Raw genomic sequence first — 16747 nt, 5'->3', positions numbered from 1 at the left:
GGGCACAGGAAAGCAGGGGCGACAGATCACTCACGCCCGGGTCTTGCGGGTGGGCGCGGGTCGGCGAATAATTCATCAGGGAATGAATTCAACACCCGATGAACAGGGGCCGACCATGCCCGATACCGGCACGACCGCCGCGGTGGAGGTGCGCAACCTCACTGTTCGGCGCGGCAAACGCGAAGTGCTGCACAATATTTCGCTGACCATTCCGCGCGGTTCGATCAGCGGGGTGCTGGGCCCGTCCGGCTGCGGAAAGACCACCCTGCTGCGCAGCATCGTGGGAACCCAGCTGGTGGCGGCCGGGGAGATCACCGCGCTCGGACTGCCCGCGGGCAGCGCGGCGCTGCGGCGGCGGATCGGTTACGTAACCCAGACGCCGAGCATCTACGCCGATATCAGCGTCCGTGACAATGTCGCCTACTTCGCGGCGCTCTCCGGCGCCGACCGGGACGCCGTCGACTCCGCTCTCGGCGCGGTCGGACTGCTCGATCATCAGTCACAGCGGGGCGACGAACTGTCCGGTGGGCAACAGACCCGGGCCTCGCTTGCCTGCGCGCTGGTGGGCGGGCCGGAGCTGCTCGTCCTCGACGAGCCCACGGTCGGCCTGGACCCGGTGCTGCGGGTGGAGCTGTGGAAACAGTTCCGGGAACTGGCGGCCGGCGGGACAACGCTGCTGGTGTCGAGTCATGTGATGGACGAGGCCGAGCACTGCGACCGCTTACTGCTCCTGCGCGAAGGCGATCTGCTGGCTCGGCTCAGTCCCGACGAACTCCGGCAACGCACCGGTGAACAGAACCTGGAACAGGCGTTTCTCACCCTCATCACAATGGGAGCTCCGGTATGAGTGGGCAGCGAGCGGCATCGACCGCGATCCCGGACACCGGCCCGATGGGGTCGGGTGGGCACTATTCGAGTGGACCCCGCCCTGGCAGGGCGTATCTGGCCACGACCACCCGGATTCTGCGGCAGCTGCGCAACGATCACTGGACGGTCGCGATGACCCTGGTGGTACCGGCCCTGCTGATGGCCCTGCTCTACTTCATCTACCGGGACGTCCCCACCCCGCCCATGCAGGCCACGACCCCGTTCGACCGCATCGGGATCAGCATGCTCGGCATTCTGCCGTTCATCGTGATGTTCCTGATCACCGCGATCGCCATGCAGCGCGAGCGCACCTCCGGAACACTGGAACGACTGCTCACCACACCGCTGAGCAAACTCGACCTGCTCGGCGGATACGGCACCGCATTCTCCCTGGCGGCCGCCGCCCAGGCCGCGGTGGCCTGCCTGGTGTCGTTCGGCCTGCTGGGCCTGGGCGCCGCCGGGAACCCCGGATGGGTCGTGCTGATCGCGATGGTGGACGCGGTGCTGGGGGTCGCGTTGGGGCTGCTGTGCAGTGCGTTCGCCCGGACGGAATTCCAGGCGGTGCAGTTCATGCCGCTGCTGGCGGCGCCTCAGATCTTCCTGTGCGGCCTGCTGGTGCCCCGGGCCCAGCTGCCGGGCTGGCTGGAGGTGATCAGCAATGTCATGCCGCTCAGTTATGCGGTCGACGCGCTGCACGAGGTCTCGGTGCACACCGACCCGACCGGGTTGATGTGGCGGGATCTGGCGATCGTCGCGGCGTTCGCGACGGTGGCCCTGTGCCTGGGTGCGGCCACGCTACGCCGTCGTACCGCATGAGTGCGGCCGCACCCGACGGCTCCCGTCCGATTCGGCCGGGTCGGCGGCCCGGCCGGTCCGGAACGCGGGACACGATTCTCGCCGCCGCCCGGGAACGGTTCGCGAAATCCGGGTTCGACAAGACCTCCATCCGGGCGGTCGCCGCGGACGCCGAGGTGGATCCAGCGCTGGTACACCACTATTTCGGGACCAAACAACAGTTGTTCGCCGCGGTGGTGGAACTCCCGGTGGACCCGGAGATCGTGCTGCGGCAGGTGGACGCGGTACCACTGGACCGGCTCGGCGAGACCATTGTCGCAGCGGTGGTGGGGCTGTGGGATTCCCCGGCCGGCGCCGGGGCGGTGGCGCTGGTGCGCAGTCTGGTGGCGAGCGGAGATACCTCGCTGGCTCGCGATTTTCTCCTGTCGGTGGTGCTGGAGCGGGTGCGGCAGCGCATCGCGACCGATACCGACGACGGCCGGCTCCGGGTGGCGTTGGCCGCTTCCCAGATGGCGGGGTTGGTGATCTCCCGGAAGATCCTGGCGCTGCAGCCGGTGAGTGGACTGCCGCTGCCGCAGCTGGTCGCGGCCGTCGGACCCACGGTGCAGCGCTACCTCACCGGGGATCTGGGTCAGGACTCGACCGCCGCCGGTGAGTCCTGACCCGGGGCGTCACTCCCCGTACTGGCGGGCGAAATCGGTGTGCTCGGCGTCGTCGACCGGGCGGGCCTCGTCGGCGAGCAGCACCGGGATACCGCTGTCGATCGGGTAGGCCAGGCGCAGCCGCGGGTTGTACAGCAGATCCGCGCCGTCGGCGGCGCGCACCAGATGCAACCGACCTTTGTCCTGCGGGCACGCCAGCAGACTCAGCAGGGTGGGGTCCAGAATGGTTTCCTCCGACATGGGCTTCAACCTACCGGTCGGCGGAACGAGATAGAGCGGTGGCCGAAATAGCTGCCGACCGCGACCGTGCCCATCACCACGACCGCGGCCGGTGCCCGGGGAAATCCGAGCACGGTGACCGCGAGTTCGAGCAGCAGCGCGTTGGCTACCAGTCCGCCGCTGTTGACGGCCACGAACGCGACGAAATCCCGCAGGATCCGGCCGCGGACCCGGAACACGAGGTTGCGGTGCAGTACGAAGGCGATTCCGACGCCGGTGGCGTAGGCGGCGGCCACCGCCACCGAGGGCGGCACGGCGGTACCGAGCAGCCACAGCCACCAGACGGTCAGGCCGATTCCCATCGCTGTGTTCGCGGCGCCGACGACCGCGAAGGCGAGTTCCTGCCGACGCACGAGCCGGAGTAGGGGTCCCGGGTCGGCGGGTTCCGCGAGCACACTGTCGCGCGGGGTGGTCTGGTGTCCGGCGGATTCGTTCACAGGCGTGCGGCGACAGGACCCGGTTCGCCGGCCACCGGGCCGGCGGGCGGCGGGGCAGCCGGGTCGGCGGGCGGATCCGTCGGATCGTCGGGAGAAGCGACCGGGTCAGCGGGTGGCGCAGCCGGATCGGCGGATGGCGCAGCCGGATCGGCGGATGGCGCAGCCGGATCGGCGGATGGCGCAGCGGGCTGGTGGGTACGACGTCGGTGGCGGTGGTCGGTCGCCAGGACCGCGAGACCGAGCAGTCCGGCTGCCGCAAGCGCGGCGCCGATCTTCCAGCCGGGCGGACGCCAGGTGAGTTCCAGTTCGCCCCCGCGGGTGCCGGGTGGGATATCCACGGCGACGAAACTGTCCGCGACCACATCGATCGGGAGCTGCCGACCGTCCAGATGGGCACGGTACCCCGGCCAGCCCAGCCGCGCGAACACGATCCGGCCACCGGCGGGCGAATCGACCCGGACCCGGCTGGTGGTATCCGATTCGACGGCGGCGCCGGCGGTGACACCGTCGGTGTGGGCCACCCGGCCGGTGCGCCCCGATACCGGGCCGGTTTCGCGTTCGAGCACCACGATGTACTGCTCGTGCCCCGGATAATCCACCCACTTCCAGCCCGCGGGCGCGGACTGTTCCCGGGCCCCGGGGAACAGCGCACGCTGGAGGACCACGCGGTCGACCAGCATCAGATCCACCAGGGGCCGCCCGGTTTCGGGTTCCGGCGCGAAGGCCCGCCGGTAGGCGTCGGGGCAGACGCTGACATCCCAGCGCATACACAGCAGATGACCGAAATAGAAGTGACCGTTGGGGGTGTAGCCGCCCACATAGTCGGCCTCCAGGTTCTTCGCGTAGTTACCGAAGGCCAGCGAACCGTAGGCGCCGTCGAGGGTGCGTTCGCCGGGGGCGATCAGCGCCCGGTCGCCCAGTTGCAGGGTGGTACCCGGGAAGTCGGGGAAGGCCGCCTTCATCTCCGACCGTTTCGTGGGCAGATTCCAGCTCATTGGCGTGGGCTGGGCCGCGTGCACCTGGAGGTAGGCGATCGGCGTCACCGCGGCCAGCGTGAGCAGACAGGCCGCGGCCCGCCCGCGGGTCCGTCCCGACCACACCACGACCGCTCCCAGCGCACTCACCCCGGCCGCGGCCATCAGGTGACCGAGCGCCTGCTCCGGCGCGGCCGCGGCGGAACGCGCCAGCAGCAGGACGACCAGTATCGCGGCAGCGATACCGCGTCGGCGGGTTCCGGCGACCGTGCCGAACCGGCCGAGCAGGACGCACACCAGCACCAGCAGCGCCAGCGCGACCATCGGCAGTACCCGGGCCGGCCAGCGCAGCGGGCCCATGGTCCCGGGCCCGGCGGTCCACAGCAGGGTCACCACGGCGAACAAGGCGGGCCCGCTCAGCTCCCGCGCCGCGTCCACGGCCCGTTTCCAGTCGACGAAAGCCAGCGCCGGGACCAGGAACCAGGCGATATAGACCATGGGCAGCGGCTGCACATATCCCCACCAGGAGGTGAAGGCAGGCAATGTGCTGGGCAGGCTGGCGTTCAGCGATTCCGACCAGGGCACGGTCAGGAACTGATCGTTGTGGATCTCCGATGCGCCGCGCCAGGTGACATCCGCGGTGAGCAGACTCGGTAGGTAGGTCGCCAAACCGGCCGCCGCCGCACACCCGGCCACCAGGGCGAGCCGGAACACCGGCGCCCACTGCCGCCGGTACACGAATTCGCCGATTAGCACGGTGGCGAACAGCACTGCCGCTTCCACCGCGGGAAAAACGTATTGCACCGAGATCGTCAGGTAGAGAAAGACGAAAACCGGGACGGGTCCGTCGCGGCCGCGGGCGTAGCGCACACCCGACGCCCAGGCGTGCACGAGCCAGGCGGTTCCGGTGAACGCGGTCATCCAGCTGGCGGCGTCGAAGAACAGCAGGAAACCGCTGCAGGGGAAGGCCACCCCGGCCACCGCGGACCAGGCCGGGCGGCCGCCGTAGACCAGGCAGACCCGGTAGACGCCGAGTCCCAGCACGACCGCGAACAGCAGTTTCACCAGCGTCGCGTACAGCGCGAGATCGTCCACCGAGACCGCGAGCAGATCGATCAGCAGTTGCGGCGGATTGAGCAGACCGGTCTCCTCGATCGCGTAGTTGCCGGCCAGCCAGTTCTCCGGCACCAGTACCGGGAACCTCCCCTCCCGCAGGGCACGGCCGGTCATCACCCACAGCGGCGCGTACTGGGACTCGGTGTCGTCGGTATAGAAGTGCCGGGAATTCGCCGACAGGACAGCGAGATAGGCGGCGAGCACCCCCGCCGCGCACACCAGACCCCACCGGACCACATCCCGCCGACTCTCGGCTCGACCATCCGCCACGGGTCCCAGACCCTACCGCCCGCAGCGGGTTCCACGACCGGAACGACGCGCATTCGGATCTGCCCGCATCGTCCGCACCGCACCTGCTAGAGTTCGCATTTCTCGGGCTCACCAGCGTCATCGAGACCCGGCACGCGTTATCCACCGTCGAAAGTCGATCTCGCCAATGCCGTTTTCTCCCAGCTTCGCGTCCGCCCGGACCGCCGATCGGCCACCGGCGGCCCGCTCCGTCCCCGAACTCGCCACCGCGGCCCCACGCCCCGGCACCGACCACCCGCCCCCGGCCTACGAATCCGATTCGCCCGGGGTGTGCGGTATTTCGGTTGTGGTCCCGGTGTACCGCGGCGAACAGACCGTCGCCGCCCTCGTGCGGGAACTGGACACGCTGGGCGTACCCACCACGACCCCCGGCGGGATCGGCTTCCGCGTCGCGGAGATCGTGCTGGTCCACGATCACGGCCCCGATCGCTCCGATCTCGTACTCCAGCGGCTGGCCCGCGAATACCCGCAGGTCCGGGTGATCTGGTTGAGCCGCAACTACGGACAGGACGCGGCCACCATCGCCGGGTTGGCCGCCGCCCGGGGACGCTGGGTCGTCACCATGGACGAGGACGGGCAGCACGACCCGGCCTGTCTCGCCGAGTTCCTGGACGCGGCGTATCGCGAACGCGCCGACCTGGTCTACTCACGGCCCACCAACACCCGGCCGCACGGCCCGCTGCGCAACCTCACCTCGCGCGGCGCGAAACTGGTACTGGCCACACTGTTCGCCTTCCCCGCCTCCACCCGCTTCGAGAGCTTCCGGCTGATCCGCGGCGATATCGGGCGCCGGCTCGCCGAGGTCGCGGCCAACGGCGCCTACCTCGATGTCGCGCTGACCTGGGTCGTTGGCCGGACGGCAACGGTCCCCGTGCTGTTGCGTACCGAGGGCCGCACCGAATCCGGGTACGACTACCGGCGCCTGTTCTCGCTGTTCTGGAAGATGGTGCTGTGCACCGGAACCCGCGGACTGAGGCTGGTGAGCCTGCTCGGTGTGACGCTGGCGCTGGCCGGGGCGGTACTGGCCGGCGTGATCATCTATACCGCGCTGACCGGCGACGACGCGGACCCGGAGGGCTGGGCCTCCATTATCGTGGTGCTGCTGCTGTGCTCGGGGGCGGTGTTGTTCTCGCTCGGCCTCATCGCCGAATACCTCGGGGTTGTCCTGCACATCCTGGTCGGCAAACCGCTGTATCTGACGGTGGCATCCCCGACGCCCCGGCCACCGGAGGAGAGGACGGCCGCGGCCGGGCACCGGCCCGCCGAGGCGGCAGCGAGGTGAGCGGGCGCATCATCTTCAGCCGGCCCTATCGGTCGGCTGCGGAACTGTCGAATGTGACCGCCGTACTCGATTCCGATCACTGTCACGGTGACGGCCCGTTCACCGCCGCGGCCACCGCGAAGCTCGCCGCGATCACCGGCGCCCGGCACGTGCTGCTGACCACCTCCTGTACCCACGCGCTGGAACTGGCCGCGCTCCTGCTCGAGCTGGGGCCCGGCGACGAGGTTATCGTGCCGAGTTTCGCCTTCACCTCCACCGCCGCGGCCTTCGCGGTCCACGGCGCGACCTGTGTATTCGTCGATATCGACAGCACCACCGGCAATATCGACCCGCAGGCCGCCGCCGCGGCGATCACCGACCACACCAAGGCGATCGTGGTCATGCACTACGGCGGAGTGGCCGCCGATATGGCCGCACTGCAACACCTGGCCGACCGGCACGGTCTCGCGCTCATCGAGGACAACGCCCACGGACTGGGCGGTACCTGGCGGGGGCGTGCGCTCGGCACCCTCGGCACGCTGGGCACCCAGAGTTTCCACGACACCAAGAATGTGCACTGCGGCGAAGGTGGCGCATTGCTGCTCTCCGACGACATCCTGATGGGCCGCGCCGAGATCATCCGGGAGAAGGGCACCGATCGCGCCCGATTCCTGCGCGGTCAGGTGGATAAATACTCCTGGCAGGACATCGGGTCCAGTTATCTGCCCAGCGAACTCAATGCCGCCGTCCTCGACGCCCAGCTCGCCGAATTCCACACCATTCAGCGCGCGCGACACCGCGTGTGGCACACCTACGCGGCCGGACTGGGTTCCTGGGCGGCCGAGTACGGGGTGACACCGATGTCGGTGCCGCCGGACCGACGCCATACCGCGCACCTGTTCTATCTGCGAATGCCGACCGAAGACGCCCGCGACGGCCTCATCCGCCACCTCGCCGATCGCGGAATCGTGGCGCCGTTCCATTATGTACCGCTCGACTCGAGCGCGGCGGGGCTCAAATACGGGCGGACGCCCTATCCGTGCACCCGCAGCGCCCGGTTCGCGGCGAGCATCCTCCGGTTACCGCTGTGGCCTATGCTCACCCGGGAACAGATCCACCGGGTACTCGACGCCGTCACCGCGTACCGGTGCTGAACCGGACGCGGCCGGCCGGTCACAGCCTGTCGGGACCGTTCTCGGTGTGTACCTCGTAACTCTCGGACTCCGGCTCGTACCACCAGGTGAGCGGGCCCGGCCGCGGCCCGCCCGCCGCTTCGACCGCATGCGCAGACGGCCGGAACGACGGGCTGCGCGGAATATCGTCGACGACATGGACGACATCGGGGCGCTGGTCGGGCGCCAGCGAGCGTAGAGCCTCGGTGATATCGCCGGGTTCGAGGCGGAACCCCCGTCGTACGCTCACCGCCGCGACGGCGAGCACCCGGTCACCCGCGGGCAAGGCGTAGGCCACCTCCATATCGACGGCGGCGATATCGTTGAGCACATCCACGATCGGCTGGGTGAACACCGGGCCGCGGCGGGTCCGGATGACCGTGTCGATACGGTCGACCAGCCAGTAATCGCCGTCGCTGTCGCGCCGGAAGAGGTTCTCGGTGGGCAGCCAGGAGTCCTCGGGGTCGAAGACACCGCGCAAACCGCCCAGCGACAGGTCCACGCTCGCCCCGGCCGAACCGATCAGCAGCCCGACCTCATTGTCGGCGCAGCGCCGGGCGTACCCGTTGTCGTCGACCTGGACCCGGCCGGAGACCGGGTCGTAGGCCACCAGTTCCACGCGCGCGGTCCCCGGCACCGGCCGACCCTTGCAGCCGAATTTCACCCCCGGCACATTCGCCAGCACCACATCGCCCTCGATCGAGGCATAGAACTCGAGCACCCGGGCCGGCGCGAACTGTTCGACGGTGCGCCGCCACAGACCGGCGGGCATCCCGGACCCGATGAACAGCCGAATGGGATGCGCGTGTCCCTCCGGGAACACGTCCGCGTCGAGAATATCGCGCAGCATCGTCCACGTGTACGTCACGACCGTGACCCCGTAGCGGTGGACTTCTTCGGCGAAACGGCCCGGGTCCAGGGATCGGGCCAGCGCGATCCGGCTCCCGCCGGCAATGGCTCCGCCCAGGCTCACCAGCAGCCCGGACGAATGGTGCAGCGGCGCCAGGCAGTACACCGTGTCCTTGTTGTCGAGGTCGGCCGCGGAGGCGGTACCGAACGCCGACAGGGCCCACCGGTGGTTGGTGATGTATTTGATGTCGAGCCGGTCACCGACCCCGGCGACCAGGATGAACGCCAGTTCCCGCGCGCGTCCCGGGTTGGGGCGGTACCAGCCCGGCACCCGAACCTGCTCGGGATCGATCTGTTCGAGATCTACGACATCGGTGCCCGCGGGTACCGCCAGGCCGCGGGCGTCACCGCCACCGAGGACGAATACCCGAGCCCCGGTGGCGACGGCGTGACCCACATTCTCCGGGTCCGAGACCAGCACCGTGGTCCCGGTCTGTGCGAGGGCGGTGGTCAGATCGCTCTCGGGTGCCATGAGCACCGCGACAGCACCGAGACGCGACAAAGCCGCCAGAGTCACCAGCGCGCTGGGCCGGGTCTCCATCACCACACCGACCCGGGTCGCGGGCCGGATCCCGACCGAGATCAGGCCGCGCACCACATTGTCGATCCGGATATCGACAGCGGCATTGGTGTGCACCCGGTCGTCGAAGAGAAAGCATTCGCCGCGCGGCGACCGGCGGGCCTGTTCGGTCAGCAGCCGGCCGATGGAGATCCGGGTCGTCGATTCGATCGTGCCCAGACGGGTCAGCCTGGGCAGCGTGCGCGCCGCGCCCTCGACCACGCCCACCGATCCCCGCAGCGTATTCGCGGCCAGGTGTTCGAGCGTGCGCCCCATCTCGGCGCCGGCCTCGGCAAGCGCGGCCGCGGTGTGCACCGCACGCCGCAGGACGGTACGGGGCGCCCCCTCGGCGACATGATCGGTCATCGGCACGATCTGTTCCGGCAGTGCGTTACCACCCTCGACCCAGCCCACCCAATCGCGCACCTGAGGCCAGGTGAACTTGCCGGCGACCGATCCCGCGACGAGACCGAAATGACCCGAGACCAGTGTCGACTCGTAGACCTCCGCCCGCGGCGCGGCCCGCACGATCCCGCGTACCGCCGCGGGCTGGCCGATCTCGTCGACCTCGCCGAGGAAGGCCAGGATCGGACATTTCAGGTCGGCCAAGGAAATCGGCTGATCGCGGATGACGAAACCGCCCAGCATCATGCGGTTGTGCACGACGAACTGTTTGAGCAGATCGGCCGCGGCGGGCCCGGCGTAGCCGATCCAGCCCTCATTGGTCAGGAAGCGCCGCTGTCGTTCCTTCGGCAGCAGTGCTTCGCGGTCGTGTAGCTGGCGCAGGAAATCGATCCGGGCCTTGGCGGTCTTCACCGGGTCGAGGAGCTGGAACCCGATTCGCACCATCCGGTCGGTGATCGGCAGCCGGGGCACGACATGGTCGGCGGCGAAATCCACCAGGTCCGATACCGCCGCATGCGGTAGGCCCAGCGGCATCCCGGCCACGATATCGACCGGACTGCCGAAGGTCACAATGCTCGCGATCCCCTTGCTCGCCCGGAAGGCCGCGGTCTGGTACGCGAACATACCGCCCTGCGAATACCCCATCAGGTGCACATCGCGGCCGGTCGCGGCGCAGACCGTATCGATCGCGTTGTTCACCGCGAGCACATGATCGGCGAGATCTCGTTTCCAGCCGCCCTCCTCCACCGACGGGGAACCGAAATCGACGACCCAGCAGTCGATCCCGCTGCGGTGCAGAATGCCGACCGCGCCGTCGTCGCCGTTGACGTCCCAGATATCGGCATTGACCATGAGCGGTGGCACGAACAGCACCACCGGGCCTCCGTTGGGGGCCGCGGGGAAGTAGTGGCGCAGGCGGTACATGGGCCGCCGCTCGGCGACCTCGAACGGCGAGGACTCGGTATCCCTGCCCAGTCCGCCGAAGCGGATCACCTCGAGCCCGTTCTGCGCGGTGGACATCACCCGTCGCGCCGACCCCGCCAGACCTCGCACACTCAACTTCACGTTCCGCTCCCAGCCCTACCTGTGGCATGGCATACCTCACAAACGCTGCGGTATGCACAAAGCCTGCCATATCGCACCCCGTACCCGTGAGGCCCGTTGTGACATCTACATCATGTACCCGGCACCTCGGCGGAACTCCCACGCCCGCGCCGATAGGCTGAGGATCGTGACCGACCCGACCCTCCCGCCGGCCCGTCCGGCCGCCATCACCGACCGGGAAACACTGCCCGTCGAACTGGTGGACTCCGCCGGCAACACGGTCGGCTCGTGTCCGGTGGCCGAGGCCCACCGCGCCCCCGGGCGCCCGCACCGGGCTTTCTCGGTGCTGATCTTCGACACCGCGGGCCGGACGCTGCTCCAGCAGCGCGCGCCCGGTAAGACGCGGTTTCCCGCGCGCTGGTCGAATACCTGCTGCGGCCATCCCGCCCCCGGCGTTCCCGTCGCCGAGGCGGCCGGAACAAGATTGGTCGAAGAGATGGGTCTGCGTGTACCGCTGACCGAGGTCGGTGTCTACAGCTACCGGGCGGGTGACCCGCGCACCGGGTTCGTCGAGGACGAATGGGATCACGTGCTGGTGGGCGTGCTCGACGATGCGCGACCGGAGCCGGACCCGGCCGAGGTCGCCGACTACCGCTGGGTGTGCCCGGACGAGTTGCGCGCCCGGCTACAGGAGGACCCGGAGCGGTTCAGCCCCTGGCTCGCCGGAGTACTGGAGATCGCCGCCGCCGGGCCGCAGGTGCCGGCCTGAGCCGGCTGCCGGCACTGCAGCGGAGGTCGTCGACGACATCATGGTTTTCTACATCCCGGCCGAGCCGAACGCCTGCGCGATACCGCCGAGAAAATCGGAAACAGCTATATAAGCCACCGCGAGTGCGACCAGTACGAATTCCATGCCGACTTCATCGGTCGACGGCGACCAGCCGTTATCCCTATCTCTTCACGCCGTCTCCTCGCCGGGCCGCGAGGTTGTTCGGTATGCGACCGTGCCGGATGCCCTCGGACCCGAATGCGCACTCGCTCGTCGCGGAGCGTTCTGACCGGAAGCTCCGGTTGGTCGTGCTCCGGTTCAGATTTCCATAGATAGATGCGCATATCTGAGTAGTTGAATCATTCGCAGTGGATACCGGGGATGTCTTCGCTGTAACCCATTGCGGAACGGCCCCGAGGCCGACACCGGCAGCCGAGTGGCCGGCCCGCGCGTACCCGGGACGGTGTTACCGCACCGGCCGGACCGGCCCGGCCGGTCTGCGCGGCCGGGCCCCGCCCCGACGCCGGATCAGTCCAGCCAGCGCCGGACATTGTCGGCGGCCGCGCGAATCTCGCCGAGCTGTTCGGTGACCCGCTCCCCTGCCGTCCCACCGCGGGCGTTACGCGACGCGACGGAGCCGGCCACCGTCAGCACCGCACGGACCTGCGGAGTGAGCGCCGGATCTATCGCCGCGAACTCTTCGTCGGTCAGTTCGTCCAGTCCGACGCCCCGCGCCTCGGCGGTCCGCACACAGGCACCGGCCGCTTCGTGCGCGACCCGGAACGGCACCCCGTGCCGGACCATCCATTCGGCGATATCGGTCGCCAGGGTGAAACCGGCGGGTGCCAGCTCGGCCATCCGGCCGGTGTGGAACGTGAGCGTGGAGACCAGGCCGGCGATGGCCGGCAGCAGCAGTTCCAGCTGGGCCACCGAGTCGAACAGCGGTTCTTTGTCCTCCTGCAGATCCCGGTTGTAGGCCAGCGGCTGGGCCTTCAGGGTGGCGAGGAGCCCGGTGAGGTTGCCGATCAACCGGCCCGCTTTACCGCGGGTGAGTTCGGAGACGTCCGGGTTCTTCTTCTGCGGCATGATCGACGAACCGGTCGACCAGGCGTCGGCCAGGGTGATGTAGCCGAATTCCGGCGTACTCCACAGGATGATCTCCTCGGCCATCCGGCTGAGGTCCACTCCGATCATCGCCAGGACGAAGGCGGCCTCGGCCGCGAAATCCCGGGCCGAAGTGGCATCGATGGAATTGGCGGCCGCGGCGGTGAACCCGAGTTCGGCCGCGATGGCCTCGGGATCGAGGCCGAGTGAGGACCCGGCGAGCGCACCGGACCCGTACGGCGAAATCGCGGCCCGCTTGTCGAAATCACGCAGCCGGTCGATATCGCGTATCAGCGGATGCGCGTGGGCGAGCAGATGGTGCGCCAGCAGTACCGGTTGCGCCGCCTGCAGATGGGTTTTGCCCGGCATCACCGCGCCCGGATGCGCCGCGGCCTGGTCGGCGAGGGCGTCCACCACCGTCACCAACCCGGCCGCGATACGCCGTACCGCGTCCCGCAGCCACATCCGGAACAGCGTGGCGACCTGGTCGTTGCGGGAACGTCCGGCGCGCAACCGCCCGCCGAGCTCCGGGCCGACCCGCTCGATGAGTCCGCGCTCGAGTGCGCCGTGCACGTCCTCGTCCGATTCCGCGGGCGCGAAGGCGCCGGACTCGACATCGGCGGCCAGCCGGTCCAGGCCGGCGAGCATGGCACTCAAATCGCTCTCCGAGAGCAGCCCGGCCTTGTTCAGCACTCGGGCGTGCGCCTTGGACGCGCGGATATCGTACGGTGCCAGCGCCCAGTCGAACTGGGTCGATTTGCTCAGCGCCGCCATCGCTTCGGCGGGACCGGAGGCGAACCGCCCACCCCACAACGCGCCTTCGTTGGTGCTCACTACCTCTCCCACGTCTCGGTCGGCTGTACCGGCTGCGCGTTACTTCTGGTTCAGATCCCGCTTGGCCGCGACCTTGGAGGACAGACCGTGGATCTGCACGAAACCCTTGGCCAGCGACTGGTCGAAACTGTCGCCCTCGTCGTAGGTGGCCAGGTTGAAGTCGTAGAGCGACTGGTCGCTGCGACGGCCGTTGATCGTGACGTTCCCGGCGTGCAGCACCATCCGGATATCGCCGGATACATGCTGCTGAGTCTCCGCGACGAAGGCGTCCAGCGCCCGCTTCAGCGGCGAGAACCACAGGCCGTCGTAGGCCAGCTCGCCCCAGCGCTGCTCGACCTGCCGCTTATAGCGGCCCAGCTCCCGCTCCAGGGTCACGTTCTCGAGCGCGCGGTGCGCGGTGATCAGCGCGATGGCGCCGGGGGCCTCGTAGATCTCGCGGCTTTTGATACCGACGAGCCGGTCCTCGACCATATCGAGCCGGCCCACGCCCTGCCGCCCCGCGCGGCTGTTCAGTTCGGTGATCGCCTCGAGCACGCTGACCTGGCGTCCGTCGATGGCGACCGGGATACCGCGTTCGAAGGTGACGATGAGTTCGTCGGGCGCCTCGAAGTTCACGGTCGGGTCGGTGGTGTAGTCGTAGACATCCTTGGTGGGGGCGTTCCAGAGATCCTCGAGGAACCCGGTCTCGACCGCGCGGCCCCAGACATTCTGGTCGATGGAGAAGGGCGACTTCTTGGTGACATTGATCGGGAGCTTGTTCTCCTCGGCGAAGGCGATGGCCTTCTCCCGGGTCCAGGCATAGTCGCGGACCGGGGCGATCACATTGAGGTCGGGGGCCAGGGCGCCGATGCCGACCTCGAAGCGGACCTGATCGTTGCCCTTACCGGTGCAGCCGTGCGCCACGGTGTCCGCACCGTGGAACTTGGCGGCCTCCACCAGATGCTTGACGATGAGCGGGCGGCTGATCGCCGAAACCAGCGGGTATTCGCCCTGGTAGAGCGCGTTGGCCTGGATAGTGGGCAGGCAGTACTCGTCGGCGAACTCGTCACGGGCGTCCACGACGACCGCTTCGACGGCGCCGCAGTCGAGCGCGCGCTGACGCACCACGTTCATATCCTCACCGCCCTGCCCCAGGTCGATGGCCACGGCCACGACCTCGGCGCCGGTCTCCTTGCCGATCCAGCTGATGGCCACGGAGGTGTCCAGCCCACCGGAGTAGGCGAGTACGACGCGTTCGGACATGTTCTGGTGCTCCTCGGATGATGGTGCGGATGATGTTCGGTGGGTGATGTTCTGCGTGCTCGGCCCGCCGTCTTTTCAGCAGTATGCTGGCCCGTTGCCGGCTCGGCTCTCACACCGCCGCCACAAATGATTATGCACGATGATGCAATCTCATTCATAATCGGGGTGGCTACCGCCGCGACCAGGCAGTATGCCGAGCCCGGGATCGATTGCGATCCGCGCTCCCCTCTTCCCCGCCCACCCGCCCTATGAGACGCTGATCACATCGCCCGGCGCTCGACAGGCAGAGGAGGACGAACCGTGCAGACGTTGCAGCAGTGGGCGCAGGACAACTACGAGACGATCGGTTACTACGTGGTCACCCTCGGGAACGCTGCCCTGAGCCTCGGCAAATCGGGTATCGAGATGGCCACCCCGCTCCTGCAGGACCTGGTGAACAACCACTGAGCGCCGCCGATACCCGGCAACTCCCCCTCCGGGTCCCGCGTGCGAAAGTACGGTAGCGTCACGGCGTTCGGACGGGAGCGGAAGGAGCGGCGGTGCTGGGGGTGGGCACGACCTTCGCCGGATACCGCATCGAAGGGGTCCTGGGACAGGGCGGCATGGGGACGGTGTATCTCGCCCGCCATCCGCGGCTACCGCGCAGTGTCGCGTTGAAGCTGCTGAACCGGGAGGTGAGTACCGATATCGAACTCACCCGCCGGTTCGAGCTGGAAGCCGATGTCGTCGCCCGGCTGGAGCATCCGGGAATCGTCGGAGTGTTCGACCGCGGCACCGACGACGGACACCTGTGGATCGCCATGCAATACATCCGGGGTACCGACGCGGCGACCTGGGACGCCCGCGCCCATCCGCCGGCGACCGCGATCCGATTGCTCGGCGAGACCGCGACGGCACTCGACTACGCGCACAGCCGGGGCGTGCTGCACCGGGATGTGAAACCGGCCAATATTCTCATCGCCGATGCCGAAGCGCTGCGTGAATCCCACGCGGTGCTGACCGATTTCGGTATCGCGCGGCTCACCGACGCCAATACGAAACTCACGGCCACCGGGGCGTTCACCGCCACCCTCGCCTACGGCTCCCCGGAGCAGTTGTCGGGCGCGGCGGTCGATCACCGATCGGATCAATACTCGCTGGCCTGCACCCTGTTCGCGGTGCTCGCCGGCCGGCCCCCGTACGCCGCCACGAATCCCGGCCAGGTGGTGATGGGGCATATCTCGCAACCACCGCCGCGACTCACCGCCATGCGCCCCGACCTGCCCACCGCCGTCGACGCGCCGGTGGCTCGGGCGATGGCCAAACAGCGCGACGAACGGTTTCGCAGCTGCGGCGAATTCATCACCGCAGTCCGCGAGGCACTGGAGGGCAGGCATACCGCGGCCCCGGCGGTGACCCCGGCGACCCCGGCACCGGTCGCACAGCCGGCGCCGGCCCCCACTCCGCCGGACTTCCGCGCGGGCCACGTCTCCCGGCCACAACCGCGGCCGGCGCAGCAGCGGGTGGTGACCGATCCGCGCCCGCCGGTCGCCCGGTCGTGGCCGCAGGCACCCGGAGCGAAACCGGGCCGCGGGACCGCCGTCACCGCCGGTCTCGCGACGCTGCTCGTCGCGGTGTTCCCGGTGATCGTCTTCTGTGTCGGACTGGTGGAGACGGCCCGGGCGGTCGCCCAGGGCACTCCCGCCGGGCGCGCGGATCTCGTCTACTCGACGGTCGCGCTGTTGTTCACCGGGGTCGTTTCCCTGCTGTGGATCGCCGCCGGCCTACTGTTGCTGGCAGGCAGACGATCGGGACGCGTGCTGACGCTGGTGAGCTCGGTGATCGGCGTGCTGTCGGCGATCGCCGGGTCGGTGGCCGCCGTCGCCACGCGCGAGCCGGCCGTCCTGGCGTTCACCGGCCCGGTGCTGATGTTGTCGGCGGTCGCGTTCGTCGGTGCCGCGTCACGTGCCACCGGTCGGTGGCTGGCGTATCGCACATCCGAGCGAGCCGGCGGCCCCAGATACTGACCG

14 protein-coding genes are annotated in these 16747 nt (G+C 69.0%); 8 read left to right on the top strand and 6 right to left on the bottom strand.

Annotated elements, in window-relative coordinates; genetic code table 11:
* Positions 1-82 precede the first annotated feature (82 nt).
* The 3 genes from ACQPYS_RS09525 to ACQPYS_RS09515 are packed head-to-tail and all read left to right on the top strand — an operon-like array spanning position 83 to position 2324.
* On the top strand, positions 83-847 hold the full coding sequence (locus ACQPYS_RS09525) for an ABC transporter ATP-binding protein (protein WP_433492323.1): 765 nt from the start codon (positions 83-85) through the stop codon (positions 845-847).
* Between the two features lie 44 nt (positions 848-891).
* A complete protein-coding gene (locus ACQPYS_RS09520; RefSeq protein ID WP_433493006.1) occupies positions 892-1683 on the top strand; it encodes an ABC transporter permease in 792 nt (263 codons plus the stop codon).
* A complete protein-coding gene (locus ACQPYS_RS09515; protein ID WP_433492322.1) occupies positions 1680-2324 on the top strand; it encodes a TetR family transcriptional regulator in 645 nt (214 codons plus the stop codon). Before ACQPYS_RS09520 ends, ACQPYS_RS09515 begins: the two co-directional genes overlap by 4 nt.
* Positions 2325-2333: 9 nt before the next feature.
* Here ACQPYS_RS09515 and ACQPYS_RS09510 read toward each other — a convergent pair whose 3' ends face one another.
* From ACQPYS_RS09510 to ACQPYS_RS09500, 3 genes are read right to left on the bottom strand one after another with little or no spacing between them, the layout of a single operon-like run.
* The gene (locus tag ACQPYS_RS09510) at positions 2334-2564 is read right to left on the bottom strand and encodes a Trm112 family protein (protein ID WP_063042600.1); all 231 of its coding nucleotides are present in this window, start codon (positions 2562-2564) and stop codon (positions 2334-2336) included.
* A 5-nt stretch (positions 2565-2569) separates the two neighbouring features.
* On the bottom strand, positions 2570-3040 hold the full coding sequence (locus ACQPYS_RS09505; RefSeq protein ID WP_431941477.1) for a GtrA family protein: 471 nt from the start codon (positions 3038-3040) through the stop codon (positions 2570-2572).
* Positions 3037-5400, bottom strand: coding sequence for a hypothetical protein (locus tag ACQPYS_RS09500; protein WP_433492321.1), 2364 nt, complete (start codon positions 5398-5400; stop codon positions 3037-3039). The genes ACQPYS_RS09505 and ACQPYS_RS09500 overlap by 4 nt, the downstream gene beginning before the upstream one ends.
* Positions 5401-5566: 166 nt before the next feature.
* Here ACQPYS_RS09500 and ACQPYS_RS09495 point away from each other — a divergent pair, with 166 nt between their 5' ends.
* Entirely contained in the window at positions 5567-6721 is a 1155-nt protein-coding gene (locus tag ACQPYS_RS09495; RefSeq protein ID WP_084481809.1) for a glycosyltransferase, read from the top strand.
* Positions 6718-7854 carry a dTDP-4-amino-4,6-dideoxygalactose transaminase gene (gene rffA / locus ACQPYS_RS09490; RefSeq protein WP_063042602.1) on the top strand — a complete coding sequence of 379 codons (1137 nt, stop codon included), beginning with the start codon at positions 6718-6720 and terminating at the stop codon, positions 7852-7854. Before ACQPYS_RS09495 ends, rffA begins: the two co-directional genes overlap by 4 nt.
* Before the next feature lie 19 nt (positions 7855-7873).
* Here rffA and ACQPYS_RS09485 read toward each other — a convergent pair whose 3' ends face one another.
* A complete protein-coding gene (locus ACQPYS_RS09485; RefSeq protein WP_433492320.1) occupies positions 7874-10810 on the bottom strand; it encodes an AMP-binding protein in 2937 nt (978 codons plus the stop codon).
* A gap of 166 nt (positions 10811-10976) precedes the next feature.
* Between ACQPYS_RS09485 and idi the strand changes: the two genes are divergently transcribed.
* On the top strand, positions 10977-11558 hold the full coding sequence (idi, locus tag ACQPYS_RS09480) for an isopentenyl-diphosphate Delta-isomerase (RefSeq protein ID WP_245664827.1): 582 nt from the start codon (positions 10977-10979) through the stop codon (positions 11556-11558).
* A gap of 528 nt (positions 11559-12086) precedes the next feature.
* Here idi and argH read toward each other — a convergent pair.
* Together argH and ACQPYS_RS09470 are read right to left on the bottom strand one after the other, a co-directional pair.
* Complete coding sequence (gene argH / locus ACQPYS_RS09475) at positions 12087-13496, bottom strand: argininosuccinate lyase (RefSeq protein ID WP_245664828.1); 1410 nt, start codon at positions 13494-13496, stop codon at positions 12087-12089.
* 39 nt (positions 13497-13535) lie between these two features.
* Positions 13536-14738, bottom strand: coding sequence for an argininosuccinate synthase (locus ACQPYS_RS09470; RefSeq protein WP_431941472.1), 1203 nt, complete (start codon positions 14736-14738; stop codon positions 13536-13538).
* A 300-nt stretch (positions 14739-15038) separates the two neighbouring features.
* On the opposite strand from ACQPYS_RS09470, the gene ACQPYS_RS09465 reads away from it, so the two are divergent.
* Positions 15039-15185: a hypothetical protein gene (locus ACQPYS_RS09465; protein ID WP_169811993.1), complete on the top strand. Its 147-nt coding sequence runs from the start codon at positions 15039-15041 to the stop codon at positions 15183-15185.
* A 92-nt stretch (positions 15186-15277) separates the two neighbouring features.
* Positions 15278-16744 carry a serine/threonine-protein kinase gene (locus ACQPYS_RS09460; RefSeq protein ID WP_433492319.1) on the top strand — a complete coding sequence of 489 codons (1467 nt, stop codon included), beginning with the start codon at positions 15278-15280 and terminating at the stop codon, positions 16742-16744.
* Positions 16745-16747: the final 3 nt, after the last annotated feature.

Source organism: Nocardia grenadensis, from assembly GCF_050942415.1.
Lineage (GTDB): Bacteria > Actinomycetota > Actinomycetes > Mycobacteriales > Mycobacteriaceae > Nocardia > Nocardia grenadensis.
Note: the sequence above shows the minus strand (reverse complement) of the source record. Positions and strands in the feature narration are given on the sequence as shown.